Source organism: Paenibacillus sp. FSL R5-0517, from assembly GCF_037974355.1.
GTDB lineage: Bacteria > Bacillota > Bacilli > Paenibacillales > Paenibacillaceae > Paenibacillus.
The window spans coordinates 3974989-4000814 of sequence record NZ_CP150235.1 but is presented as its reverse complement, the minus strand read 5'-3'; the positions used below and the strand labels follow the sequence as shown (position 1 = coordinate 4000814).

Below are 25826 nucleotides of genomic sequence, written 5' to 3'. Positions count from 1 at the left end.
GTTGGTTTAACATGTCCCAGAATACCCAGCATCTTATGTTGTTTTGTACGGCGGTTGTCCTGTTTGTGACAGCCTGCCTGTACGGGCAACAGAATGTTAAGATTTTATCAGCTTCATTGAACGATAGAGTGCGGACAGCAGTCGGCATGGAAGGTCGTCTGACAACAACATTGCATACCACCAAACCATCTCAGTATAGTGGTGCGGAAGTGTTACATACCGTAAGACAGATGACAGGCACAGGCGTGCCTGTGGAGGTAGACGGGACTTCATATGTAATCGATACACTAGTCAGCAAAACAGCGACTATTCCTGTCCAGCTCGATGCTACCTACAGACCAGAGTTGATACGAAATGAAACTGGAGAACTGCTCAAGATTGTTTTTTGGAAGGAGGCCAGTGTGAATTGATTAATGCTGCATCCAAGTTGCTTGCCGTATTGCTCGCAGTTCTTCTGCTCTATGTGTATCCAGCTGCTGAAACAGCCGATCGGCAGGATGATATAGCACGTATGACGGCTATACAGAATGTAACACGTTTTGTCGATGCAGTCCGCACGAAAGGGTATATTTCACCTCGAATGTTGGCTGAGTTTGAGGAGCAACTGGCCCAGACGGGCAATGTGTATGAGGTGTCGATGGAACATTTACATAAGAAATATGTACCTCATTATACGGACCCGTTGGACATTAACAGTTTTACTGGGACGTACGAGGTTGTACAGGATGGATATTATGCAGCTCAGATTCGAGAGAGACTATTCCCTACCTCAAGTGTGATTCCGGCTGATGATCCTGGTCGAAGATACACGTTGACAACAGGAGATTTTTTTACCGTGACGCTCCAAAATACAAACCGTACACCTTCCATGCTCATTCGTGAATGGCTTAGTGGTACGGCTCGGGCCTCAGCGGTATTTGTAACCTACGGAGGTATGGTCCTCAATGAAGATTACTGAGCTATCCATAGTATTCGTGCTGATCTTCTTCCCGCTCTTCTGGATCATCTCACTCCATACCCAAGATGCCGAAGAGGCTAACTTTCTTGGACATCGATACAGATCTGCACTTCAAACCGCAGTGATGGATGCAGGTGCAGTTATGCATCAAAATGAGAAACAAAGTGATGAAGCAGGTTATGATTCAACCAAGTTTGTTAAAGCGGATAAGGAGCTTGCCTTGTTGACGTTTACTCAGACGATGGCTTTGAATATGGGGATTCAGGATGATGCCGCAGCTATTCGAAACATGTTTAATTACATTCCTGCCGTGGTTATTCTGGATTACGATGGCTATTATATGTTGTCCACAGAAACAGAGTTGACAGGTAACCTGGAAGATTCTTTCAGGCAAGTATGGAGTCCCAAGAAACCTTATACATATTCAGATTCATACGGTAACAGTATTAACTTTACATTGGACGACTATGTCTATGCCTACGACGCAAGCGCAGGGAGATGGGTGGAGGGCTTTCAAAAAGAACTGGTTTCAACCACACAGATTCCTTTACTTCAAGATAGCAGCGTATTTGAACAAGTTCGACGAAGCCGGATTGTGACTTCTGTGCAGGATGATCTTGCTGATGTGATTAATCGCCATAATGAGTTTGCCAGAAAGAACGGTGTATCCTATACATTTACGATGCCCATGATAGCACAGGAAGATTGGTACAACTCCATCAACGATACAGGAATTATGGCCTTTATCCAAGGTATAGGTGTTGGTGACCAGAAGATCAACAATTACGCAATTGGTGGAGGCAGGCTTGTGAAGAAAACAGCAATCGTAGGTGGAGTAGATCCATTAACGGGTATCAAGTACTACTATCGCTCCACATGTGGTAATGGTTACCGCGCCGAAGAGGTGTTCACAGATGCAAAACAAGCAGCTGCGCAAGGTTATTTCGAATATAACTGCTCTAATCGTTAGGGAAGCCTGTATGAAAAATCATGGAAGAGGTTCCTGAACTGTTTACATTACTTTCAGAAAAGATGAGACCTGTGCTAGAATAGGGTTTCGGAACCATAATAAAAGTAATGTCTAATAGATAGGAGCAACCTCATCTTATGAGTTTATTGTCAGTAGAGAACGTGAGTCACAATTTTGGAGATCGCACGTTATTTAAAAATGTATCGTTTCGTTTACTCGCCGGAGAGCGCGTAGGACTTGTTGGTGCCAATGGTGTAGGTAAATCTACATTAATGAACATCCTTACCGGTAAATTGCTTAAAGACAGTGGAAAAGTGGAATGGACACCTAAAGTCCGTTATGGATATCTGGATCAGCACACAAAGCTTACGCCAGGCAAAACGATTCGTGATGTGCTTAAGGATGCTTTCCTTCCGTTGCTTGAACTGGAAAAAGAAATGATGAATATCACAGACCAGATGGCAGATGCAGATCCAGATAAGCTGGAGCAGTTGCTGGAAGAGATGGGCGATATTCAGGAACAACTGGAGCAGGGCGACTTTTATCTGATTGACGTCAAAGTCGAAGAGATGGCCAATGGTCTTGGTTTGTCTGCAATTGGTCTTGATCGAGATGTTGCAGCTCTAAGTGGTGGACAACGTACCAAGGTGCTGCTTGCCAAGCTTCTGCTCGAGAAACCTACAGCTCTGCTACTGGATGAGCCAACCAACTATCTGGATGTAGAGCACATTGAGTGGTTGTCACGTTACCTGAAGGACTACCCGCACGCGTTCCTCTTAATCTCCCATGACACGGAATTCATGAATGAAGTCGTGAATGTCATTTATCATTTGGAATTTGCCAAATTAACGAGATATGCAGCGAACTATAACAAGTTCCTGGAGATGGCTGATATGAATAAAGCCCAGCATATTGATGCGTACGAGAAGCAGCAAGAGTACATCAAGAAGCAGGAAGATTTCATTCAGCGTAACAAGGCGCGGGCTTCAACTTCAGGTCGAGCGAAGAGCCGGGAGAAACAGCTGGATAAGATTGAACGTATTGATCGCCCAGATGAAGCGGCTAAACCAACGTTCAAATTCAAGGATGCCCGCGCGAGTAGCAAAACGGTCTTTGAGGGTATTGATTTTGAAATTGGATATACGTATCCTTTGCTTCCCAAAATGACGATGACGATTGAACGTGGTGAGAAAATTGCCATCGTAGGCTGTAATGGTGTGGGTAAATCGACACTGCTGAAGACCATCCTTGGGAAAATATCTCCACTGAGTGGAAAGACCTTTTTGGGAGATTATCTCGAAACGGCCTATTTTGAACAGGAAGTTCGTGCTGGGAATATCACGCCGATTGAGGATGTCTGGAATGAGTTTTCCCATTTGACCCAGAACGAGGTGCGGGGTCATCTCGCTCGCTGCGGGTTGAAAAATGAGCACATTACCCGTCCGCTCAACATGCTGAGTGGTGGAGAACAAGCCAAGGTTCGTTTATGCAAACTCTTAATGCGTGAAAGCAACTGGATTTTATTCGATGAGCCAACGAACCATCTGGATGTCACAGCCAAAGCGGAGTTGCAACGGGCCTTGAAAGAATTCAAGGGAACGGTATTACTGGTTTCTCATGAACCTGATTTTTACGAGGGTTGGGTCACCAAAACATGGAATGTCGAAGAGTGGTCTGAGAAAAACTAGACGATTCAAGACCATGTTTAGCATAAATGACGGTGACAAAAAAATCCGTCTATGGTAACATAGGCTACAACTTCATATGAACACTAGGGGGGCCGCACGATGCGGCTGAGATGGATGAATGCGATTCCGGACCCTTTGCACCTGATCTGGATCATACCAGCGTAGGGAAGTGGCGAGCGCGTTTCAGTGAATGACGTGAGCAAACGGCAACTCGAGAGGATTTCAACCGTTTGCTTAGCAAATTGACATGCAGTTGCGTGTATAACGTTATGGCTATAGGTCTATAGCTGTACTGCACGAAATGAACTGTATGCATCAGTCAGTGATCTGATCCTATAATTCATACGCAGCCACTCCCCTACGGGAGTGGCTTTTTTTGTGTTTCATAGCATTCACGCCTGGAAGGAGAGGGAGGGGACCGCAATTTTTCATGAGCATGTTCACGAATCATTTGAATTGCATGTTGTATCTACGGGTGCAGGAGATCGAGCATCTTTTGTAAAAGCAGCCAAGGACGTTTGGCCATGGGTGGACTATATTCATATACGAGAGAAACAACTTACATGGCAAGACAAGATCAGTTGGGCTGAAAGTCTGCGTGGTGTTGGCGTTCCATCTTGTCGCATCGTTATCAATGGTTCAGAACTGCCTTCACAGAATGATCTCTATGGCGGTGTTCATTGGGGGCAAGACGCATTGCGCAAGTACAACTCCTACAATGCTGTCATAAGCAAAAAGCAGCGGCTTCGTTTGGGTGTATCTGTTCATTCCATCGATGAGGCAAAAATCGCTGAAGAACAGGGAGCTGATTACCTTTTCTTCGGGCATGTCTTCGCGACCAACAGCAAGCCAGATCTAGAACCAAGAGGATTATATGCTCTTGATGAAGTATGCAGAGGTGTCTCCATTCCTGTCATCGCGATCGGGGGCATAGAGCCGGGAAACATCGACGCGATTCGCTCTGCAGGGGCACAGGGAGTCGCCGTGATCTCAAATGTATGGTCGAGCGATTCCCCGGATAGGGCAGCTGCATCACTAAGGCAGGCTATCGTTGCTACAGGAAGTCTAAGCCGGTGAAAGGAGATGAGAGGATGAATGAGATCGTAACGGGTCAGAACAGGAATCATTTCAGTCATCAACTGAACTCTGAAACGGAATCAAGAAGCAAAAGTGTAACTGATAATCCGGATAAAATTCATGCAGAAACGATTATTGTAGGCGGAGGTGTTGTTGGTTGTGCCATTGCGTATGAGCTTGCTTCCCGTGGACAGGATGTTTTGTTGCTGGAGCGTTCCGCGATTGCGGGAGGCACTTCTTGCGCAGCGGCTGGAATGCTGGCGGCGGATAGTGAGGATTTTGCTCATCCTTTGATGGCTAAGCTTGCCAGGCAGAGTAGACAGTTACTTATTGAGCAACAAGGGCTAATGGATGCCCTCAGTGGGGTAGAGGTTGGCCTGCAACGCCATGGATTCCTCACCCCTTTTCGATCATACAGTGAATTAAGCCGCTATAAGAACAATCGAAATTCCGGTTTGTCTGCTGATGAGGTGTGGTGGGATCGTTCGGTTGTGCAACAGGAGGCATCGTGGCTTAACAGAGATACATACGGAGCCTACTACAGACCATACGAGAGTGAAATCCTTCCTGTCCATCTAACTAGGGCATATGCGGAATCTGCTCAAGCAATGGGAGCGCGGTTTATGGAGAACATAAAGGATATACATGTGCGAGCAAACGAACACGGCGTGCAGGGGATTACCACATCGATCGGTGAGATAACGTGCAAACATGTCGTTATAGCGGCTGGATTACAGAGTGAAGCATTGATGAGACATGTGAATCTGAGCTTACCTGTGTGGTCGGTAAAAGGAGAAATAGCTGCCGTTCAGTTCTCAGATGAACATGCAGGGTACAGGCCTGACAGAACGGTTTATGCAGAGGATGTCTATATTGTTCCCAAAGCCAATGGCGAAGTTTGGCTCGGGGCAACCAGTCTGCCGGGCAGAACGGATTTGAATGTTTCTGTACAGGGTGTTCAGAAGCTGCTAACAGCGGCTACCCACTGGGTACCCGGGATGAAAGAAGCGCAATTTAAGCGAGCGTGGGCAGGTGTAAGACCGGCAACGCCAGATGGCCTGCCTTATATAGGTGCATGCAAGAGTATGCCTGGACTGTTCGCTGCCTTTGGGCATTACCGTAATGGTATCTTGCTAAGTGCGATAACAGGCAGGCTTATCGCGGAGTTAATCGCTGGCAAAAGCTCAGAAGAACTCGGAATTGAAGCGCTGAATCCAGAGCGTTTGAACAGAAAGGGAGTGGTGCAGTGAATATCATTGTTAATGGACAACGGATGGAGATTGAAGACAGATTAAATCGTGTGGATAAACTGCTCCAATCGTTTGACCTGCCAGTCAAGACTGTAGTTGTCGAGCTGAACAGGCATATCTTAACGCGTGAGTATCATGAGTCAACGGCATTAAGAGAAGGCGATCAAATCGAGATTGTACATTTTGTAGGAGGCGGTTGATGATGTTGAACATTGGTAAATATACGTTTGAGTCCAGATTATTGCTCGGAACAGGCAAGTTTTCGGATCTTGAAGTGCAGAGTCAGGCTGTGGATGCATCTGGAACGGAAGTTTTAACCTTTGCTGTTCGTCGTCTGAATCTGGAGGAACGTAACCAGAAGCATTTCCTGGATACATTGGATCTGGATCAATATACGCTTCTGCCGAATACGGCTGGGGCTTCCACTGCGGAAGAGGCGGTGCGGATCGCCGAGCTTGCGCGGGCTTCGGGACTTTGTGATATGATAAAAGTCGAAGTCATCGGAGATGGAAAGACATTGCTCCCAGATCCGATTGAAACGTACAAGGCTTGCGAAATTTTGCTTGAAAAGGGCTTCACTGTGCTGCCTTATATTTCAGATGATGTCATTCTGGCCAAAAGGCTGCAATTGCTTGGAGTACATGCCGTAATGCCTGGCGCTTCTCCCATCGGAGCAGGTAGAGGCATCATTAATCCCTATAATCTTGAGATCATCATTGAGCAGGCCGTTGTGCCTGTGATTGTGGATGCAGGGTTGCGCTCTCCAAAAGATGCTGCTTATGCCATGGAACTTGGTGCAGATGGTGTATTGTTGAATACAGCAGTATCCGGATCAGGAAATCCGGTGAATATGGCTAGAGCGATGCGAATGGGTGTAGAGGCAGGTAGACTGGCATATGAGGCAGGCATGATTCCTGTGAAGCGTTATGCAGCGGCCAGTAGTCCGGTGGAAGGAATGGTTCATACATGATAGATCAACAACAATCAATTTCCTCCGAGCAGGCCGACCGGTATTCCAGACAGGAAAGGTATGCGCCACTTGGCAAGGAAGGCCAGGACAGATTAAAGGGCAGCAGAGTTTTAATTGTAGGCGCTGGCGCACTCGGAACAGGAATTGCCGAAACGTTAGTGCGTTCAGGCGTCGGGCACATAACGATCGTGGATCGTGATTATGTGGAGTGGAGTAATTTGCAGCGGCAACAATTATATGTAGAGCAGGACGCAATTGAACGGATGCCGAAAGCGATGGCTGCGGAAAAACGTTTATCTGCCATTAATTCCACGGTTCATGTGGAAGGAAAGGTATTGGATGTCAGAGTAGATGAACTGGAAGAACTCATTCAGCATGCAGACTTGATCATGGATGCAACGGATAATTTTGATACCCGACTACTCATGAATGATATGGCACAAAAGCATCGTATTCCCTGGATTTATGGTGGATGCGTGGGGAGTTACGGCATCACCTATACGTTTATGCCTGGAGAGACGCCATGTTTAAATTGTTTGCTGGGTGAAGTCCCCCTGGGTGGAGATACCTGTGATACGTCTGGCATCATTCCACAAGCGGTACAAATGGTAACGGCGAATCAGACAGCAGAAGCGATGAAGCTGCTTAGTGGCAATGAGAATGCATTGAGACGCAAGTTGTTGTCATTTGACGTGTGGAGGAACGAATACATATCCATCAATGTGGATGGTGCGAAAAAGCAAGACTGTCCTTCATGCGGTCCTTCGGCAACGTATCCATATCTTTCTGCGTCCAATCTGGAAAAAACCGATGTGTTGTGTGGAAGGGATACCGTTCAGATCCGCCCTGCACGGCGCATGAATTTGAATCTTCAACAAACGGCGGATCGCTTGAACAGACTTGAAGAAGGAAAAGTGGAATCCAATCCGTTTCTGGTTTCTTTTACAACAGGAGCTCATAGAATGGTCGTATTCCAGGATGGACGTGTTCTCGTACACGGAACAAAAGATACAGCTGAAGCGCGTACTCTCGTTCATCGTTACTTTGGTTAAAGCAAGAAAGAAACAAAGTCTGTTCCCTTGAGGGAATGGACTTTTTCATTTTACGGCATGCTAACTGTACCAACCACTGCTACGCGCAGCGGGGATAGAGACAGGCCGGGTGAAAAACAGTGAAAACAGCCATTTTGCTGATTGGAGCAGGAGAGCAGGCTAGCCTTATTTACGACGTTTTATGTGCTGAAGGGTATGAGGTGCAACGAATGGAGTGTTCTGAACTAAACCAATCCGTCAAGCCTTCGTTGCAGCATATTAACCTGATCATCCTGGTAGACCGGGAAGAGGAGCATGCACACCTTAACCAGGATCAGAAATCAGAGTTGAAACGTTGGATAGAGAGCGGACAGGTGATCCCTCTGCTGGTTATTACTTCAAATGCATCTCCTCAGGTCATCGTGGAATGGCTGGATTACGGAGCTAATGACGTGATGGAGGAGCCCATTCACTTGACCGTGATGCTAGCCAGAATACGAAATCTATTGCGTGTTTTTGCGAATGCAACGCAGGAGAGTGAAGAAGTGATTGTAGTTCATGATCTTAAAGTGAATTTACGTTCAAGGCGGGTAAATCGTGCGGGTGAGTACCTAATATTAACGCCAAAAGAGTACGAATTGCTGGAATTTCTGGCGTTGCATGTGAATGAAGCATGTACCCGGAGTGATATTTTAAGGGAAGTGTGGGGGTATGAGTATGCCATGGATACGAACGTAGTGGACGTGTATATCAAACATCTGAGGGTTAAGGTAGATAAGGGAAAAAGTGTGAAGCTGATTCATACTGTGCGTGGGATCGGCTATATGCTTCATGATAAAATTTAGAAATTTCAACCATTCCATGAATCTCCAGTTTAAAGTGTGGTGAAAAAAGGGTAAAAGAAAAGACCGGATCATATTATCCGGCCCTTACTGATTAAATATGAACTATAAACGGTTCTAGAGTACACGACGAGCTTTAACGTAAGTTCTTTTCCAAGTACCGGAGTTCAGATCCGAGATCGTTACGCCTGGAGATCCATACGTATGCAGAATCTTTCCGTCACCTGCGTATACGCCTACATGAGTAACGTTGGAGCCTGTAGAACGGCTACCGCTGGAGAAGAATACAAGATCACCAACACGCAGATTAGCTTTGGATACAGCTTTACCTTCTTTAGATTGTTTCACGGAAGTGCGTGGCAAGTCTACACCATACTTTTTGAAAATATATTTCATAAAGGAAGAGCAATCAAAAACTCTGGTTGTTGTTGTTGAAGCACCAAATTCATATGGAGTTCCAGTGAATTTTTTACCATAGTTAACAATTTGTTGACCTGTGGACACAGATGCAGTTGCTGCCTGTGCGACAGGGGCGTTAGTCATTAATACAGCTCCAAAACCTAGTGTAGCGCACAACCCGACGGTTACGGCCTTTTGGACAAAGATGTTTGTTTTCATATTAGTTAGTACCTCCAAAATTCGTTTTCGTTAAGTTGCTAGAGCGAGTATAACAGCTTTGTAACAGCCTAGAAATTGGATGGGCATGTGTAATCCCTTGCGCCACAATGGTTTGGGTATGTTTATTAAAATATAATTAAAAATGTCAAAAAATTAATCATTGACGAATAATAAATAAAGATGAAATAGAAAAGACCCTTGAGTCTCAAGGGTCTTTGTTGTGTATGAATCTATTTTATGATCGAAATCACTGGTTACAAAAACGTAATAATTAAAATGCCATGCGGATACATTTAATCTTTGCTTTGAATGATTAGTAGTAGGCCGCTATCGATAGTAACGGTACCTGAAGCGCCTAGGAGTTGGTTGCTTATGCCAAGGGATTGGCCCATGCGAATAGTGGCTTGATTCAGCGGATACATGAAACCTTCCAGTGTTATTCCTGTAACTTCATGAGTTAAGGGGAGTAAAGAAACATATTTATAGTCACGGTGTTCAACTACAGCTTTGGAAGTTGTCAGAGTCATATAGTTATGCTTGTCCTGAATTACACATGAGATATGATGCTGCATTGCACGAACCATAATATGTACATTAGCGAGTGTATGATCCATCCGAGTACCTGTAGCGCCTAACATCAGAATGTGAGAAGGTTCGTGATCTAACGCTGTTTCAAAAGCCATTTCCGTATCGGTAAGATCTTTATGAACAGGGTCGCATGTAATGAACTTTGTGCTGTTGTTACTAACAATTATACGTTGCTCTTCGGAGATAGAGTCGAAATCACCAACTGCAATATGAGGCTGAACGCCGTGTTCAATTAAAAATAATGCGCCGCGATCAGCCGCAATGATCATGTCATCATCACGTATTTCCTGAAGTAATTCTGGAGATAGATTTCCGCCTGTAAATATAACAATCCGTTTCACCGTCATTTTATTTCATCCTTCCTAGGTCAAAGAAAAATAGTTCGTTGTTCAGATATGTTGTAGGAAACTGTACAAATATATTCACCAAACCAGTATAATCCACAAAATGTGGTTGCACAATTTCAGTGCTCGCGGATACAATGGGTAGAGCGACATGGAGATGACTTGAAAAGTGAGGTTTGAACAGGTTGGACTTACACATTTTTGAAGTATTCAGTATTATAGGCACCATCGCATTTGCAATGTCCGGTGCTTTCGTGGCAATGGAAGAGGAGTATGACATTTTGGGTGTACTTGTGCTGGGACTTGTCACGGCATTCGGAGGCGGAATTATTCGGAATGTACTTATAGGAATACCTGTAACTACACTCTGGAGCCAGGGATCACTAATTATGTTGGCCTTAGTATCTGTAGCGATTGCGTTTATATTACCTCTTAAGTGGATTAGTCACTGGAAGCGAACAGAGGCTTTGTTTGATGCAATCGGACTTGCAGCATTTGCAATCCAAGGGGCACTGTACGCTGCAAACATGGGACATCCTATTAGCGCAGTTATTGTAGCGGCTGTAATGACAGGGATTGGCGGGGGCGTTATTCGTGATGTGCTTGCAGGGCGCAAGCCGCTTGTATTGCGAGATGAAATCTATGCTGTATGGGCAATGACAGCCGGTTTTGTCATAGGTATGGGATGGTTAACAACGAATGCCGGATTATTGTTATGTTTCGCGGCTGTTGTGTTTTTCCGAATGTGTTCTGTACATTATAAATGGAAACTGCCACGCCGTTCGTTGGTGCCATCTGAGACGGGAAACATCGGTCCTCAGCCGGAAAGCCTTGTAACACAGCCAACATCGTCGGTACTTCAAGGTACGTTAAGCAAGGGGGATTAATATGATTCACGTTTTATTTGTATGTCTGGGCAATATATGTAGATCACCTATGGCTGAAGCAGTTCTTCGCCACAAAGTCCTGGAGAATGGGCTTGAACACCAGATTCGTGTGGACTCAGCGGGTACGGGGAACTGGCACGTTGGTAAACCTCCGCATGAAGGGACTCGAAAATTGCTGGATTCATACCAGATTTCTTATGCCAACATGGCAGCGAGACAATTCGCCAGCGAAGACTTTGATCAATTTGATTATATTGTGTGTATGGATAATTCGAATGCAGATAATGTACGGAACGTTCCAGGCGGAGCTGAGGCGGAAATCATCAAGTTTATGGACATGCTTCCGGAGGAAAAACTCAGGGAAGTACCTGACCCGTATTACACTGGCAATTTTGAAGAGGTGTACGAGTTGGTTAACACAGGCTGCGACGTTCTGTTGAGTAAAATTAAAGATGAACATTCCATAGCCTAGCAACTAAACCTGAACTGATACTTAACTTGTAATCGGACAAAGAAGCAGGAGTGGGCATTTAACCCGGCAGGGAATCCTGCTTCTTTTTTAGATTACAATTGTAAGCGGTATCATTATGGCGCAAAACAAAAGCGGCATTTCAGCCGCCTGTTGAAGTGATCCAATTTATTTTTATCTTTCCTGAAGAAAATATAACAATGCATCTGGCAATTCATTCTGCCAAAAACCCCATTGGTGGTTCCCGTCTTTCTCCTGATAGGAGACGAGAGCGCCACGTTTTTCCAGCAAATCACGCGTATCCCGGTTTAATTGAACGAAATTATATGTACCGGTGTCTGCCTTGAATGCAGTTTCCTGCAAACCAACGATCATCCAGATCGAGAGCCAGGACAGATCTTCGGCTGCAGCATAGATTTCTTGAGAAGCAGAATAGAAGGCACCGGACATGCTGATTACACGTGTGAACAGATCCGGATATAACAGAGCAAGATGAAGCGAAACACTGCCACCTAGTGAGTCTCCGGCAAGAATACGTTCCTGCGGAGAACGGCGCACAGGATATTTCTCTTCTATATAGGGAATAATCTCTTCAGCGAAGCAAGCGGTATATGCCTTGAACCGATCTCCGAATGGAGCATATTCCTGCGTTCTCACAGACACATCGACCTGAACACCTACAATAATGAAAGGTTCAGCTCCTTCGTCCAAAATAATTCGGTTAGCTGTTGTGGCAATTCGACCGAAATTGAAAAACTCTTCACCATCCTGACAATATACGACAGGGTAGCTAAGTAATTCGTTATAGCCCGGAGGAAGATAAATACGGAGTGTTCGCTTCTCTCCGAGATAGCGACTTTCAATCTCTTCCTTCACAATCGTGCGTTTCAAATAGCGGGAATCCGTCATAAAACGTCACCTTTCTCGGTTAATTTTTTGCATTCGACCGCGCAATACGGTAAGATTACCCTTGTGCGGGGTTAGGTCAAACACGCAATCATGTATTATGCTGTTATACCAATATTAAGCCCCTGTTATACATACAATCCGACAGGAAACATAAAAAAATTACGGATTTCTTTGACGTATGGAGTGAAACAGGTGTATAATAATATTATAACAGCGGAACTTGATATTCAAATTTTTTGTTGAGGTGAAGAAAAAAATGAGCAAGGTTCCTTATGAAGTGTATACAGAGGATGTAGAAGCTCTGTCCGTGCTGTCTCCTGACGGCGAAATTGTTAACAAAGACATGATGCCTACACTTTCCGATGATCAATTAAAAGAAATTATGTACCGCATGGTATTTACCCGTACTTGGGATGACCGTGCAGTAAACCTGGGCCGTCAAGGTCGTCTTGGTTTCTATGCTCCAGTATCTGGTCAAGAAGCTACAATGGTTGGTAGTGAATTTGCAATTGAAAAAGAAGACTTTGTATGTCCTGGCTATCGTGACATTCCGCAACTCGTATGGCATGGACTTCCTCTTTATCAAGCATTCTTGTACTCCCGTGGACACCAACATGGTGGACAAATTCCAGATGGCGTTAATGTATTGATGCCACAAATTATCATTGGTGCACAAATTCTGCATGCAATGGGTATCGCTATGGGTTACAAATTGAAGAAACAAAAACAAGTTGTTATCACGTACACAGGTGATGGCGGTTCTTCTGAAGGTGACTTCTATGAAGGTCTGAACTACGCTGGTGTATACAAACTGCCTGTAATTTTCTTCGTACAAAACAATGGTTATGCCATCACAACTCCTTTTGCTAAACAAACAGCAGCTCTGTCCATCGCTCACAAAGCGGTAGCAGCAGGGATCAAAGGTGTTAAAGTTGACGGTATGGACATCTTCGCTGTTATCAAAGCTGTTCAGGAAGCTGCTGAACGCGGACGTAATGGAGAAGGCGCAACATTGATCGAAGCAGTAACATACCGTTTCCGCCCTCACTCCCTTTCGGATGATGCTTCCAAGTATCGTACAAAAGAAGAAGAGGCTGAATGGTCTGCTAAAGATCCTATCGCACGTTTCGCTAAATATCTGGAGAAAAAAGGTCTTTGGACTGAAGAAGATACAGCACGTGTGAAAGAAGAAGCAAAAGCTAAAGTAAATGAAGAAATCAAAAAAGCGGAAAAAACCGAGAAAATGACGATTTCGGGCTTGATCGACAGCATGTTCGAACAAACGCCTAAGCACTTGGAAGAGCAAAAAGCTGATTTCCAATAAGTTTTTTCCGATAAAGCATAAACATCCGCGACTTTAATGTCCCGGTATACATGTACGAATTCAAATGTGAACTGTCAATGTTTAAGGAGGAAATGAAGCAAATGGCACAAATGAACATGAAAGAAGCAATCCGTGATGCGCTTCGCGTGGAGTTGAAACGTGATCCTAACGTTCTGCTTTTCGGTGAAGACGTAGGTAATGTAGGCGGCGTTTTCCGTGTAACGGAAGGTCTGCAAAAAGAGTTTGGCGAAGAGCGTGTATTTGATACACCACTGGCGGAGTCCGCTATTGGCGGTTTGGCTGTAGGTCTGGGTGTGCAAGGCTTCCGTCCGGTTGCTGAGATCCAATTCGTTGGTTTTATCTTCGAAGCCCTTGACCAAATGGTAGTGCAAGCTGCTCGTATGCGTTTCCGCTCCGGTGGAAAATACAATTCTCCAATCGTATTCCGTACACCATTCGGTGGCGGTGTAAAAGCGGCAGAATTGCATACAGATTCCCTGGAAGGTCTGCTCACGCAAACACCAGGTATCAAAGTAGTTGTTCCTTCTAACCCATACGATGCAAAAGGTCTGATGATCGCTTCTATTCGCGATAATGACCCTGTATTCTTCATGGAGCACTTGAACCTGTACCATGCTTTCCGTGCAGAAGTTCCTGAAGAAGATTACGTTGTTGAATTGGGTAAAGCGAACGTTGTTCGTGAAGGTTCCGATGTAACGATCATCACTTACGGTATGATGGTTCATACTTCTGTGAAAGCAGCAGAGGAACTCGAAAAACAAGGTATCAACGTTGAAGTTATCGACCTTCGTACGGTTAGCCCGATCGACATCGATACCATCGTTGCTTCTATTAAGAAAACAAACCGTGCAATTGTTGTACAGGAAGCTCAAAAGAGCGCAGGTGTTGCAGCTGAAGTCATTGCCCAAATCAATGAAAAAGCAATCCTGCACTTGGAAGCACCGGTTCTGCGTGTAGCTGGTCCGGATACTGTATATCCTTTTGCACAAATCGAAGATACATGGCTGCCTAACCCGGCACGTATCGTTGCTGCGGTTAACAAAGTCGTGAATTTCTAATCTAATCATCTGACATGCCGCAAGGCGCAGTATGGTGATTCACACCGCAGCGCAGGCTGCACTGTAAACAGCCATTAGCCCCTTGAGTAACAGTTATTTGCATTAGCAGTAACAGTTGGTTCTTGGAGTTAAGGGTTGTTTTCAGGATTGAGCACATAATCAAGGAGGTTTTTCAGTTGGCTAAATTTGAATATAAATTCCCTGAACTAGGCGAAGGCCTTCACGAAGGCGAAATCATCAAGATGCACATCAAAGTCGGGGACAAAGTAACTGACGATGATATCATCATGGAAGTACAGAACGACAAAGCGGTAGTTGAAGTACCTTGTCCGGTTAACGGAACAGTGACTGAAGTATTCGCTAAAGACGGTCAAGTCTGCCACGTTGGTGAAGTTGTTGCCATCATTGATGCAGAAGGTGAAATTCCTGAGCAAGAAGACGCTCCTGCTGGCGATCAAGGCGAGCAAGAGAAAGATGCAGCTCAAGGCGGAGCTGATACTAGCGGTTCTTCTGCAGCAGCTTCCAGCTCGGATTCAGCTAAAGAAGGCGGAAACAACAGCGTTCCGGCAGTACCTGCCAAAGACGTTCTGGCAACGCCAAGCGTGCGCAAATTTGCTCGCGAACAAGGTGTAGACATCGCTCAGGTTAACGGTACTGGCAACAACGGTAAAGTAACCAAAGAAGATGTTGAATCCTTCAAAAACGGTGGCGGTTCTTCCGCAGCGGCATCTTCCGAAGCTCCGGCTCAAGAAGAGAAAAAATCCGCAGCACCAGCAGCGGCTGCAGGTGAACAATACCTTGAAGAAGAGCGCGTACCATTCAAAGGTATCCGTAAAGCGATCTCTAACGCAATGGTTAAATCGGCTTACACAGCACCTCACGTTACAATCATGGACGAAGTGGACGTAACTGAACTGGTTGCTTTCCGTACTCGTATGAAACCTATTGCAGAGAAAAAAGGAACAAAAGTTACTTATCTGCCATTCATCGTTAAAGCACTGGTTGCGGCTTCCCGCCAATTCCCTGCTCTGAACGCTATGATTGATGAAGAAGCTAACGAAATTGTCTACAAAAAATACTACAACATCGGTATCGCAACAGATACAGACAACGGCTTGATCGTTCCTGTTATCAAAGATGCTGATCGCAAATCCATCTGGATGATCGCTGATTCAATCCGTGATCTGGCAGCTCGTGGACGTGACGGCAAATTGAGCGCGAATGAAATGAGAGGAAGCACAATCTCCATCAGTAACATCGGTTCTGCTGGCGGTATGTTCTTCACTCCAATCATCAACTTCCCTGAAGTTGCTATTCTCGGAACAGGACGCATCAGCGAAAAAGCAGTGATCAAAAACGGCGAAGTAGTTGCAGCACCTGTAATGGCTCTTTCCCTGAGCTTTGACCACCGTATCATCGATGGCGCAACAGCACAAAACTTTATGAATTACATTAAACAGCTGCTCGCTAACCCTGAGCTGCTTGTTATGGAGGTGTAAGATATGGTAGTAGGCGACGCTTCTCTCAATATCGACACATTAGTAATTGGTGCGGGTCCTGGCGGCTATGTAGCTGCCATCCGCGCTGCTCAACTGGGCCAAAGCGTATTGATTGTAGACAAATCCGAACTGGGCGGTGTTTGTTTGAACCGTGGATGTATTCCATCCAAAGCCCTGATCTCTGCTGCACACCAATATGAGTCTGCACTTCACGGTGAAGCTTTTGGTATCTCTGCTGAGAACGTGAAAGTGGACTTCAGCAAAACTCAAGAATTCAAAAACGGCGTTGTTAAGAAAATGACTGGCGGCGTAGCTGGTTTGCTCAAAGGCAACAAAGTTGAAGTTTTCAACGGTGAGTGCATGTTCATCAATGAAAACGAAGCTCGTGTATTCAACGACCACGAGTCTCCGCGTTACAAATTTAAAAATGCAATTATCGCAACAGGTTCCCGTCCAATTGAACTGAAACCTTTCCCATTTGGCGGACGCATTCTGTCTTCAACAGAAGCTCTGAACTTGCCTGAAGTACCAAAAAGCATGATCGTTATCGGTGGCGGTTATATCGGTGCTGAGCTTGGTCAAATGTATTCCAAATTTGGTGCGAAAGTAACAATCATCGAAGGATTGGATACAGTACTGCCAGGTTTCGATAAAGACATGACTAGCCTTGTGGCTAAAAACATGAAGAAAACAGGCATCGAAATCGTAACGGGTGCAAAAGCTGAAAGTGCTGAGCAAACGGATAAAGATGTAACTGTTAAATATTCTGTAAATGGTGAGTCCAAAGAAGTAACTGCAGATTACCTGCTGGTAACTGTTGGACGTCGTCCAAACACAGATGGTGAGCTTGGTTTGGACCTGATCGGTGTAGACGTTGACGAGCGTGGATTCGTTAAAGTTGACCACCAAGGTCGTACTAGCATTCCTCATATCTTCGCTATCGGTGACATCGTATCTGGTTTGGCTCTGGCACACAAAGCTTCTTATGAAGGTAAAGTGGCTGCTGAAGCAATCGCAGGACAACCATCTGTAGTTGACTACAAATGTATGCCGGCTGTTGTGTTCACAGATCCAGAGTGTTCCAGCGTAGGTTACACGGAGAAAGAAGCTAAAGAGAAAGGTTACAAAGTTAAAGCAGGCAAATTCCCTTATGCGGGTAACGGTCGTGCTGTATCTTTGAACCACGCTGAAGGCTTCGTGAAAATCGTAGCTGACGAGGAAAGCGGCCTTGTATTGGGTTGCCAAATCGTAGGTCTGGAAGCTTCTAACTTGATTGCTGAGCTTGGATTGGCAATTGAAATGGGCGCTACTTTGGAAGATCTGGCTCTCACAATTCACGCTCACCCAACTTTGGGCGAAATTGTGATGGAAGCTGCGGAATTGGTTATGGGTCACCCGATCCACATCATCTCCCGTTAAGATCATCTAAGCTTCGGATCCGTCCGGCATTATACGTATATCAAGAGGTGAATAGCGCTAACGCGTTATTCACCTCTTTTTTGTGAGTGTAGAACCTTCCGTAGAGTTATATCATGTACTTTGTGTCGTAAAACATAGGTCCGATTGAATGTGTTTTCAACTCTTTTTCCATCGTGCACAGTGTGATAAACTGTTAAGATGATCAGACATGATGTAACTCAGACCAATCTGGAACTGAGTGGCAACATATATAGAGATGCGAGGGGAAATCAACTTGAAAAACTATCTCGATTTATTACAGGATATTCTGAACAATGGCGTTCATAAAGGAGATCGTACGGGAACAGGAACACAATCCGTATTCGGCAGACAACTCCGTTATGATCTCTCCGAAGGATTTCCGCTGGTAACAACCAAACGAATTCATCTCAAATCGGTTATTCATGAACTGTTGTGGTTTTTGAGTGGCGATACCAATATATCTTATCTGAAAGAAAATGGTGTGAAGATCTGGGACGACTGGGCGGACGAAAATGGAGATCTTGGACCGGTGTATGGTTCACAATGGCGTACTTGGGAAGCACCTAATGGGGAGAAGATCGATCAGATCTCTGCAGTCATTGATTCAATTAAAAATAATCCAGATTCACGACGTCATCTTGTCAGCGCATGGAATGTGGCAGAGATCAATAATATGAAGCTTCCACCTTGTCACTTTGCGTTTCAGTTTTACGTTGCAGAGGGTAAATTATCATGTATGCTAACGATGCGTTCAGTGGATACCTTCCTCGGGCTGCCTTTTAACATCGCGAGTTATGCGCTCTTAACTCATATGATCGCGCAGCAATGTGACCTTGAGGTGGGTGATTTCATCTGGTCTGGTGGGGATGTTCACATCTATTCCAACCATGTTGATCAGGTCAAAACTCAGCTGGAGCGTGAACCTTATGCGTTACCTAAGCTAGTAATCAAGCGTAAGCCCGATTCGATTTTTGATTATAAGTTTGAAGATTTCGAGTTTGAGAACTATCAGCATCATCCGGGCATTAAAGCTCCAATTGCAGTCTAATTATGTGTTCAATCTCGATAAGTGCGTGTTCAAAAAGTCTGGTTTTCAGTAACAAGAAGATGGAATGAAGCTAGAAATGGAGTAGCGGAGCGTAGGCAAACTACGTGAGCAACGGACATTTCGGTTGAATTTCAACTTCGACGCTGATGATGCCGCTAGGCATGATTCGTAATCAAAAGTGGATTTTTTGAACAACCTCTAGAAGAGACTTGGATTGAAGGAGTGTATTACCCTTGAGTATTGAATTGGTATGGGCAATGGGGGAGAACGGTGTGATCGGATTGAATAATACGATTCCATGGCGGTTACCCAAAGATATGGCCTTTTTCAAACAACGTACGTTAAACAAAACGATTATTATGGGACGTAACACGTGGGAATCTTTTGGCGGTAAGCCGCTTCCTCAGCGCCGTAATATCGTAGTGACAAGAGATCTGAACTACAAGGTGGACCAGGCTGAGATCGTACATACGATTGAAGAAGGGCTGAGCGTAACCAAAGGTGAGGAACTGTGCGTAATTGGAGGTTCCCAAGTGTATCGCGAGTTCTTGCCCTTTGCAGATCGTCTTGTGGTGACCAAAATTCATGAGAATTTTGAGGGAGATACGTTTTTCCCCGACGTGGATTGGTCTGAATGGGAACTGATTGACCAGATTGAAGGCGAACAGGATGAAAAAAATGTTCACGCATATACGTTTGAATTTTATGAGCGTAAACAGTAAATATGGCATATAAAAATCCTGACTTCGGTCGTGGTTGTATGATGGGAGGCGCTGATTGCGAAATATTCGTGAACAGCGTCTTTTCTTTATAAAAACATAGCCATTTGTTTAGAATGGAATCCATATTACATTTATATAACATGAATGATTGAAATGTATGTATATTATACATACGATTCAGCATTAAATAGTAAAAAAGTGTAAAAGATTTGGGGATTTAACGTTGTGAAGCCCTAAAAGAGGTCTGGAATTCGGAAATACGAACGATTCCTAGCAGAATATGTTGAATTTCATGACAAATTATCTAACATTTATATGACGTTTCGACTTATTAACTCTTTATCAAACACCAGATTTCGGAGTTCAAGACCACATTTAACGCCAAAATAAGGGTATTGACCATAGGTAGACTTCAAAGATATGATGTATAAAATACAAATAATTATGCGGATAATCCATTTAATATTCACCACAGTAAATGCTACTATAATTGAAATATCTTCGAGAAGATTTTGTGATACAATAGACAAAAACTCAAGTAATGAGTAATCCATTTCATATAGAACCATGCACATGAAGGGATTAAGACAAGAACGGATGGGGGAAAACGTAAGATGTCTACACCTACTGGATTTATGGAATACAAACGTCAACTGCCAGCGGATCGTGAGCCAGCGGAGCGGATCAAGGATTGGGAAGAGTTTCATAAACACATGGCTGAAGAAGAACTCAGAACACAAGGTGCACGATGCATGGATTGTGGTACCCCGTATTGCCATACAGGTATAGATATGACTGGCGGCACGTCAGGTTGCCCCGTGCATAACCTGATTCCGGAATGGAATAATCTTGTATATCGCGGACTGTGGAGAGAAGCACTTGAGCGCCTTCACAAAACCAATAATTTCCCGGAATTTACAGGTCGCATCTGTCCAGCTCCTTGTGAAGGATCTTGTACAGTTGGCTTAATCGGTCAGCCTGTAACCATCAAAACGATTGAAGAAGCAATCATTGAAAAAGGTTTCGAAGAAGGATGGGTCGTTCCGGAGCCTCCTGAAAAACGTACGGGTAAACGTGTAGCTGTGGTAGGTTCAGGTCCAGCGGGACTAGCTACTGCGGCTCAGTTGAATAAAGCAGGACACTCGGTAACCGTATATGAGCGTTCGGACCGTGTCGGCGGATTGCTGATGTACGGTATCCCAACGATGAAATTGGATAAAAAGGTCGTTCAACGTCGTGTCGATCTGCTTGAAGCAGAAGGGATCCAATTCATTACAAACACCGAGATCGGTAAAGATATTGCAGCACAACAACTGGTGGATGAATATGACGCTGTTGTATTGTGTGGTGGTGCAACGAAGCCGCGTGAATTCAATATTGAAGGCAGCGACTTGAAAGGCGTTCATTACGCCATGGATTTCCTGAATGGCAGTATCAAGAGCTATCTGGACTCCAATCTGGAAGATGGTCAATACCTGTCCGCTAAGGACAAAGATATTATCGTCATTGGTGGCGGTGATACAGGATCTGACTGTGTAGCTACATCGCTTCGTCATGGTTGTCGTACGATCACTCAATTCGGTACGCATACCCAAGCACCTATGGAACGTGATCGCATTAACAACCCTTGGCCACAATTCCCGAACGTATACACACTTGATTATGCACAAGAGGAAGCCAAAGCATTGTTTGGTCAAGATCCGCGTGAATTCTCCATCATGACAACGAAATTTGTCGGAGACGATGAGGGGAACCTCAAAGAATTGCATACAGTACAGATCGAGCGTATTGTGGATGAAACTGGTCGCAAAATTTATCAGCCGATTCCTGGTACGGAGCGTGTATTCCCGGCTCAGATGGCCATGATTGCCATTGGTTTTGATGGACCGGAACAAACGTTGGTAGAGCAACTGGGTCTTACAACAGATCGTCGTACTAACGTTAAGGCACGTTACGGCAAATACAACACCAATGTGGATAAAGTATTCGCAGCAGGTGACATGCGTCGTGGCCAAAGTTTGGTTGTATGGGCAATTAATGAAGGCCGTGAGGCTGCTCGTGAAGTGGACAAATACTTGATGGGTGCTTCGGTTCTGGTGTAAAAAGTATAGATCGAGATATCAATGACAACCTTCGCGATCAGCGAGGGTTGTTTGCTGTTATTTTAACCAATTTGACTACATATTTCATATAAGTGTGAGCAATAGCATTGCTTTTTACGTGATAAAGATTTATTATTATATTATAATAATTATAAATAAGGATTGAATGAAACCACGAATCCGTACGATAAAAGTAAATTTCAATGAATATAAACCGGAGGTGCGACCTGCTATGGCAAGTAACCGGGACAAGTCCATTTCAGAACAGATATTTCACATTAAAAATCAATTGGTTGAAAAAGGATATAAGTTAACACAACAACGGGAAGTTACTGTACGTGTGTTGCTTGAACATGAAAAGGATCATTTTAGTGCAGAGGAAGTTTTCCTCTTGGTTAAAGAGCAGTTCCCTGAGATCGGATTGGCTACGGTATACCGAACTCTCGAACTGCTGAGTGATCTTCAAGTCGTTGAAAAGATTAACTTTGGCGATGGTGCTGCTCGCTTCGATCTGCGAAGTACAGATGGTTCTCATCATCACCATCACTTGATCTGTACCGAATGTGGGAAAGTAGAAGAGATTATGGAAGATGGTCTGCTTCGTTTGGAACAACAGATAGAGCGTCAGTATGGCTTTGCTGTCACGGATCATCGTCTGGATTTCCAAGGTGTATGCAAAGAGTGCAGACTAAAACATGTACTGAAAGAACAGGCTGCAGTTTAATTCATTCTGGGAGGGTGCTCCCGAATCCAAAATCTGATATAATATGTATCAGAAGCAAGGGGCTTCCGTCGGCGGAAGGCCCCTTTTTGCCGTCATGCGGACGGTGAAGGAGGAGAGATGGACGGATGAAGACACTGGTTATAGCGGAAAAACCCGACATGGGTCGAACCATTGCTGCCGTCATAGAACCAAAGGCCAAGAACAATCGCACCTATCTGGAGGGTGAGCATTACATCATCACATGGGCGATAGGGCATTTGCTTGGACTGGCTGAACCGGATGCCTATGATACGAAGTACAAGCGTTGGAATATAGCGGATCTGCCGATCATACCCGATCAGTTCAAGATTGTACCCAATCCGAGAACGAAAGATCAGCTCAAAATGATTGGAGAACTGGCGAAACGGGCTTCAGCGATCGTTAATGCTTGCGATGCAGGGAGAGAAGGGCAGTACATCTTCGCTCTTATACAACAGCAATTGAAGCTGCGTCAGCCTGTAAAGCGTTTATGGATATCGGATTTGACAGCAGAGAGCATTAGGCGTGGTTTTGATGGTCTGAAGGATGCCTCTGAATTTGAAAATTTGACCCATGCTGCTCGCGCCAGAAGTGAAGCCGACTGGCTGATCGGCATGAATGCCTCACGGGCATTTACAACCCGTCATAATGCATTGTTGTCTGTAGGCCGTGTGCAGACGCCGGTACTCGCGCTAATCTATGATCGGGAAATAGAGATTGAAGCGTTTCAGTCGCAGACCTTTTATGAAGTGGCCGCCTGGTTTCGGCAGGAAGGTGTCGAGTACCGGGGACTGCGTCAAGGAGATAAGTTGACCGATGCGGAGGCAGCAGAGGCCATTGCAACCAGTGTGAAGGGCAAGACAGGGCAGATTACCAAATATGAAGCGAAGCAGACGAAGGAGTATCCATATCGTTTGTATGACCTGACCCTTTTACAGCGTGAAGCCAATGCCAAATTCGGATATGGTGCCAAAAAAACACTGGATATCGCGCAGGCCTTGTATGAAAAACACAAGGTAATTTCGTATCCGCGGACGAACTCCAACTATGTTACGGAACAGAATATTGAAGGTATGCATAAAACGCTAAACCTGCTTAAAAATGGTACCTATAGTGAGCTTGCGCAAGGGGCTAAACCAGAGCTTGTTCATAAGAATAATAAAGGGGTATGTAATCCGAGCAGGGTTGAAGATCACCATGCGATCCTACCTACTTTGAAGCGACCAGGTACCTTATCCAAGGATGAGCAGAACATCTATGATTTGATAGTAAGACGTTTCTTGTCTCACTTTTATCCTCCGGCGGAGTATAAGCAACATACCGTGCTCACCGAAGTGGAGAAACATCAGTTTAAGACATCTGTCAAAGAGCTGCTGTCCCTCGGATGGAAAGTGGTTCTCGGTTCCGGAGATCAGGAACAGGGCGGGGCAGGCAAGAAGAAGACCAAGAAAAACGGCAATGAAGAAGAGGAAGCTGAAGAGTGGACGGACAAGGCATTTAGCGTACAACCTGAATTGCCTGTTCAATGTACAAAAAGTGAGTTCAAAGAGAAGGCGACCCAGCCTCCCAAAAGTTATACCGAGGGAACATTGCTAAAAGCGATGGAAAGTGCAGGCAAACAGATCGAGAATGAAGAGCTGCGAGATGCGATGAAAGACAGTGGTTTGGGTACTCCGGCTACACGTGCTGCTACAATTGAGCGCCTCAAAAACGTAGGTTACATTACGATGCAGGGGAAAAAAATGCAGTTAACGCTCAAAGGCAGAACGGCTATCGAATTGATTCGCCGAGCAGGCGTAGATCTGTTAACCTCACCCGAGATGACAGGCCAATGGGAAAGAAGGTTATATCAGATTTCCAAAGGTGAGGCGGGGCAGGACAAGTTCATGGAGAACGTTAAGAAATTTACGTTGTCCATCATTGAGAAGGTTCGTGTGCAAGCCCCGGCGCCGGCAGATGCTTTTGGAGAAGATTCGCGTGCAGGCAGGGGGAAAGGCAAGGGAGCCAGAACCCAGGCAGGTAATACAAGGACATCATCCAAGACAGCTAGTGGCGGTTCAACTGTAAAAACGTCCCGTCAGACTTCGGCATCTTCATCGAGAGCCGGCAGTGCGAAAAGCACCACCAACAAGGCGCCATCTTCCACTGCGAGCCCAACCGGAGTGAGAGAGTTACTGGCACCTTGTCCTTCTCCCGGCTGTACAGGTCAGATTATAGAGGGCAAGAAGGGTTATGGATGCTCACGTTTCAAGGAAGGCTGTTCGTTTGTGGTATGGAAAGAGTATGCGGGCAAGAAAATCACCAGTACGATGTTAAAATCGCTGATTGAGAAGGGGAGTACCCAGGTCCTATCGTTCAAACGAAAAGACGGGAGTACCGTGAAGGCACGTATTATTTTGCAAGACGTGGTAACAGGCAAGTTATCTGGTGAGAAACAGGATGCTTGATGTTAGTCATGATAAAGTAAAAGGACCCTTATCCAAGGGTCCTTTTTTGTTGCTGCTGTTGTATATTTTCGTGTATGACTTTGGGTACCTCTTCCAGTGCAGTGATGGTATACATCGATGTTTCCGGATTGGGTTGAAGTTCTACGATGTTGTATTGCCATTCATTTGGTTGTTTGATATATATGCTGTGTATTCCGGCTTTTACCGCGGGCATAATGTCTGTCCGCAGTGAGTTGCCAATCATCCATGTCGCACGACGATCAAACGGACCGTTAGACAGAATGCCTTCCAGTGCCTCTATGTTTTTGTGTTGTCGGATATAGATCCGATCATCAAAATACGCCGAGAGTTTCATCTGATCAATCTTACGCTGCTGGATCACAGTTTCGCCGCCGGTATATAAGTAGAGGGAATGTCCTGCGCCTTTGAGGTTCTCAAGCGTTTCAACCATATGAGGATAGGGTTCAACTTCCTGTTCGTACACGCTCATACCCAACTTGCTCAGATAAGATTCTTCTCTGGGAGAAGTTGATCTGGCAAACTTCCCAGAAAAGTAACGATAGGTATCAATCAGGGATTGCGGGAAATGGTGACTTGCAAAGCCAAGCTTGTCCACTCCGGTTACATCGATCTCCAGCTGTTTCTCACGGATCTCTTGCGTTGTCAAAGAATGTCCATCAAACCACTCCTGCATATTCTCAAAGAATTCTCCCAAAATCAGGTTGAAATATTTATTGCAGTATACGAGTGTATCATCAAGGTCAAACAAAATATGTTGTTTCATTAATTTCATGATCTAACTCACTCCTTGTAGCCAGCAAC

General features: G+C 44.9%; 25 protein-coding genes and 1 riboswitch. Of the genes, 21 read left to right on the top strand and 4 right to left on the bottom strand.

Translation table 11 applies throughout. The features are described from left to right. Positions 1-11 precede the first annotated feature (11 nt). The 10 genes from MKX40_RS17580 to MKX40_RS17535 all read left to right on the top strand — a co-directional run bounded on the left by MKX40_RS17580 (position 12) and on the right by MKX40_RS17535 (position 8789). A complete protein-coding gene (locus MKX40_RS17580) occupies positions 12-410 on the top strand; it encodes a hypothetical protein (protein WP_339234501.1) in 399 nt (132 codons plus the stop codon). Next, the gene (locus MKX40_RS17575; RefSeq protein WP_339234500.1) at positions 407-958 is read left to right on the top strand and encodes a hypothetical protein; all 552 of its coding nucleotides are present in this window, start codon (positions 407-409) and stop codon (positions 956-958) included. Before MKX40_RS17580 ends, MKX40_RS17575 begins: the two co-directional genes overlap by 4 nt. After that, positions 945-1928: a hypothetical protein gene (locus tag MKX40_RS17570; RefSeq protein ID WP_339234498.1), complete on the top strand. Its 984-nt coding sequence runs from the start codon at positions 945-947 to the stop codon at positions 1926-1928. The genes MKX40_RS17575 and MKX40_RS17570 overlap by 14 nt, the downstream gene beginning before the upstream one ends. A 137-nt stretch (positions 1929-2065) precedes the next feature. Then, positions 2066-3616, top strand: coding sequence for an ABC-F family ATP-binding cassette domain-containing protein (locus MKX40_RS17565; RefSeq protein WP_339234495.1), 1551 nt, complete (start codon positions 2066-2068; stop codon positions 3614-3616). Between the two features lie 75 nt (positions 3617-3691). Continuing rightward, positions 3692-3801: riboswitch (TPP riboswitch) on the top strand. Positions 3802-3994: 193 nt separating this feature from the next. Beyond that, positions 3995-4693, top strand: a complete 699-nt coding sequence (locus MKX40_RS17560) for a thiamine phosphate synthase (protein ID WP_339234493.1) — start codon at positions 3995-3997, stop codon at positions 4691-4693. Positions 4694-4707: 14 nt separating this feature from the next. Then, positions 4708-5943, top strand: a complete 1236-nt coding sequence (gene thiO, locus MKX40_RS17555; protein ID WP_339234491.1) for a glycine oxidase ThiO — start codon at positions 4708-4710, stop codon at positions 5941-5943. Next, positions 5940-6143, top strand: coding sequence for a sulfur carrier protein ThiS (gene thiS, locus MKX40_RS17550; protein ID WP_339234489.1), 204 nt, complete (start codon positions 5940-5942; stop codon positions 6141-6143). Before thiO ends, thiS begins: the two co-directional genes overlap by 4 nt. 2 nt (positions 6144-6145) lie before the next feature. Further along, positions 6146-6913, top strand: coding sequence for a thiazole synthase (locus MKX40_RS17545; protein WP_339243113.1), 768 nt, complete (start codon positions 6146-6148; stop codon positions 6911-6913). Next, a complete protein-coding gene (locus tag MKX40_RS17540) occupies positions 6910-7965 on the top strand; it encodes a ThiF family adenylyltransferase (protein WP_339234487.1) in 1056 nt (351 codons plus the stop codon). Before MKX40_RS17545 ends, MKX40_RS17540 begins: the two co-directional genes overlap by 4 nt. Before the next feature lie 119 nt (positions 7966-8084). Next, complete coding sequence (locus tag MKX40_RS17535; RefSeq protein ID WP_339234484.1) at positions 8085-8789, top strand: response regulator transcription factor; 705 nt, start codon at positions 8085-8087, stop codon at positions 8787-8789. Between the two features lie 114 nt (positions 8790-8903). On the opposite strand, the gene MKX40_RS17530 is transcribed toward MKX40_RS17535, so the two are convergent. Together MKX40_RS17530 and MKX40_RS17525 are read right to left on the bottom strand one after the other, a co-directional pair. Beyond that, entirely contained in the window at positions 8904-9404 is a 501-nt protein-coding gene (locus MKX40_RS17530; protein WP_339234482.1) for a C40 family peptidase, read from the bottom strand. 293 nt (positions 9405-9697) lie between these two features. Then, positions 9698-10339, bottom strand: a complete 642-nt coding sequence (locus tag MKX40_RS17525; protein WP_339234479.1) for a thiamine diphosphokinase — start codon at positions 10337-10339, stop codon at positions 9698-9700. 182 nt (positions 10340-10521) lie between these two features. Between MKX40_RS17525 and MKX40_RS17520 the strand changes: the two genes are divergently transcribed. Both MKX40_RS17520 and MKX40_RS17515 read left to right on the top strand, forming a co-directional pair. Next, positions 10522-11223: a trimeric intracellular cation channel family protein gene (locus tag MKX40_RS17520; RefSeq protein WP_339234476.1), complete on the top strand. Its 702-nt coding sequence runs from the start codon at positions 10522-10524 to the stop codon at positions 11221-11223. 1 nt (position 11224) lies between these two features. Beyond that, on the top strand, positions 11225-11695 hold the full coding sequence (locus MKX40_RS17515) for a low molecular weight protein-tyrosine-phosphatase (protein ID WP_339234473.1): 471 nt from the start codon (positions 11225-11227) through the stop codon (positions 11693-11695). Between the two features lie 171 nt (positions 11696-11866). Here MKX40_RS17515 and MKX40_RS17510 read toward each other — a convergent pair whose 3' ends face one another. Beyond that, complete coding sequence (locus MKX40_RS17510) at positions 11867-12601, bottom strand: alpha/beta hydrolase-fold protein (RefSeq protein ID WP_253437164.1); 735 nt, start codon at positions 12599-12601, stop codon at positions 11867-11869. A gap of 256 nt (positions 12602-12857) precedes the next feature. Here MKX40_RS17510 and pdhA point away from each other — a divergent pair, with 256 nt between their 5' ends. From pdhA to MKX40_RS17465, 9 genes are all read left to right on the top strand, one after another. Beyond that, entirely contained in the window at positions 12858-13925 is a 1068-nt protein-coding gene (gene pdhA, locus MKX40_RS17505; RefSeq protein ID WP_017688072.1) for a pyruvate dehydrogenase (acetyl-transferring) E1 component subunit alpha, read from the top strand. A 101-nt stretch (positions 13926-14026) separates the two neighbouring features. Beyond that, positions 14027-15004, top strand: coding sequence for an alpha-ketoacid dehydrogenase subunit beta (locus tag MKX40_RS17500; RefSeq protein ID WP_339234470.1), 978 nt, complete (start codon positions 14027-14029; stop codon positions 15002-15004). A gap of 176 nt (positions 15005-15180) precedes the next feature. Continuing rightward, positions 15181-16503, top strand: coding sequence for a dihydrolipoamide acetyltransferase family protein (locus MKX40_RS17495; protein ID WP_339234468.1), 1323 nt, complete (start codon positions 15181-15183; stop codon positions 16501-16503). A 3-nt stretch (positions 16504-16506) separates the two neighbouring features. Next, on the top strand, positions 16507-17922 hold the full coding sequence (gene lpdA, locus MKX40_RS17490; RefSeq protein WP_024630356.1) for a dihydrolipoyl dehydrogenase: 1416 nt from the start codon (positions 16507-16509) through the stop codon (positions 17920-17922). Between the two features lie 274 nt (positions 17923-18196). Next, a complete protein-coding gene (gene thyA / locus MKX40_RS17485; RefSeq protein ID WP_076328531.1) occupies positions 18197-18991 on the top strand; it encodes a thymidylate synthase in 795 nt (264 codons plus the stop codon). A 233-nt stretch (positions 18992-19224) separates the two neighbouring features. Beyond that, positions 19225-19713, top strand: a complete 489-nt coding sequence (locus tag MKX40_RS17480; protein ID WP_339234462.1) for a dihydrofolate reductase — start codon at positions 19225-19227, stop codon at positions 19711-19713. 614 nt (positions 19714-20327) lie between these two features. Further along, a complete protein-coding gene (locus MKX40_RS17475) occupies positions 20328-21815 on the top strand; it encodes a glutamate synthase subunit beta (RefSeq protein ID WP_339234460.1) in 1488 nt (495 codons plus the stop codon). Positions 21816-22047: 232 nt separating this feature from the next. Continuing rightward, positions 22048-22539 (top strand): Fur family transcriptional regulator, encoded by a 492-nt coding sequence (locus MKX40_RS17470; RefSeq protein WP_339234458.1) that lies wholly within the window; start codon positions 22048-22050, stop codon positions 22537-22539. A gap of 125 nt (positions 22540-22664) precedes the next feature. Beyond that, positions 22665-25004 (top strand): DNA topoisomerase 3, encoded by a 2340-nt coding sequence (locus tag MKX40_RS17465; protein WP_339234456.1) that lies wholly within the window; start codon positions 22665-22667, stop codon positions 25002-25004. A 28-nt stretch (positions 25005-25032) separates the two neighbouring features. On the opposite strand, the gene MKX40_RS17460 is transcribed toward MKX40_RS17465, so the two are convergent. After that, positions 25033-25797 carry an HAD family hydrolase gene (locus MKX40_RS17460; RefSeq protein ID WP_339234454.1) on the bottom strand — a complete coding sequence of 255 codons (765 nt, stop codon included), beginning with the start codon at positions 25795-25797 and terminating at the stop codon, positions 25033-25035. Positions 25798-25826 lie beyond the last annotated feature (29 nt).

Bases quoted from the DNA above. Each gene is read 5' to 3' on its own strand.
- MKX40_RS17525 (WP_339234479.1), bottom strand. From the start codon at position 10,339: ATGACGGTGAAACGGATTGTTATATTTACAGGCGGAAATCTATCTCCA.
- MKX40_RS17530 (WP_339234482.1), bottom strand. From the start codon at position 9,404: ATGAAAACAAACATCTTTGTCCAAAAGGCCGTAACCGTCGGGTTGTGC.
- MKX40_RS17500 (WP_339234470.1), top strand. From the start codon at position 14,027: ATGGCACAAATGAACATGAAAGAAGCAATCCGTGATGCGCTTCGCGTG.
- MKX40_RS17570 (WP_339234498.1), top strand. From the start codon at position 945: ATGAAGATTACTGAGCTATCCATAGTATTCGTGCTGATCTTCTTCCCG.
- MKX40_RS17580 (WP_339234501.1), top strand. From the start codon at position 12: ATGTCCCAGAATACCCAGCATCTTATGTTGTTTTGTACGGCGGTTGTC.
- MKX40_RS17475 (WP_339234460.1), top strand. From the start codon at position 20,328: ATGTCTACACCTACTGGATTTATGGAATACAAACGTCAACTGCCAGCG.
- MKX40_RS17515 (WP_339234473.1), top strand. From the start codon at position 11,225: ATGATTCACGTTTTATTTGTATGTCTGGGCAATATATGTAGATCACCT.
- lpdA (WP_024630356.1), top strand. From the start codon at position 16,507: ATGGTAGTAGGCGACGCTTCTCTCAATATCGACACATTAGTAATTGGT.
- thiO (WP_339234491.1), top strand. From the start codon at position 4,708: ATGAATGAGATCGTAACGGGTCAGAACAGGAATCATTTCAGTCATCAA.
- MKX40_RS17565 (WP_339234495.1), top strand. From the start codon at position 2,066: ATGAGTTTATTGTCAGTAGAGAACGTGAGTCACAATTTTGGAGATCGC.
- pdhA (WP_017688072.1), top strand. From the start codon at position 12,858: ATGAGCAAGGTTCCTTATGAAGTGTATACAGAGGATGTAGAAGCTCTG.
- MKX40_RS17460 (WP_339234454.1), bottom strand. From the start codon at position 25,797: ATGAAATTAATGAAACAACATATTTTGTTTGACCTTGATGATACACTC.
- MKX40_RS17545 (WP_339243113.1), top strand. From the start codon at position 6,146: ATGTTGAACATTGGTAAATATACGTTTGAGTCCAGATTATTGCTCGGA.
- MKX40_RS17470 (WP_339234458.1), top strand. From the start codon at position 22,048: ATGGCAAGTAACCGGGACAAGTCCATTTCAGAACAGATATTTCACATT.
- MKX40_RS17510 (WP_253437164.1), bottom strand. From the start codon at position 12,601: ATGACGGATTCCCGCTATTTGAAACGCACGATTGTGAAGGAAGAGATT.
- MKX40_RS17465 (WP_339234456.1), top strand. From the start codon at position 22,665: ATGAAGACACTGGTTATAGCGGAAAAACCCGACATGGGTCGAACCATT.
- MKX40_RS17540 (WP_339234487.1), top strand. From the start codon at position 6,910: ATGATAGATCAACAACAATCAATTTCCTCCGAGCAGGCCGACCGGTAT.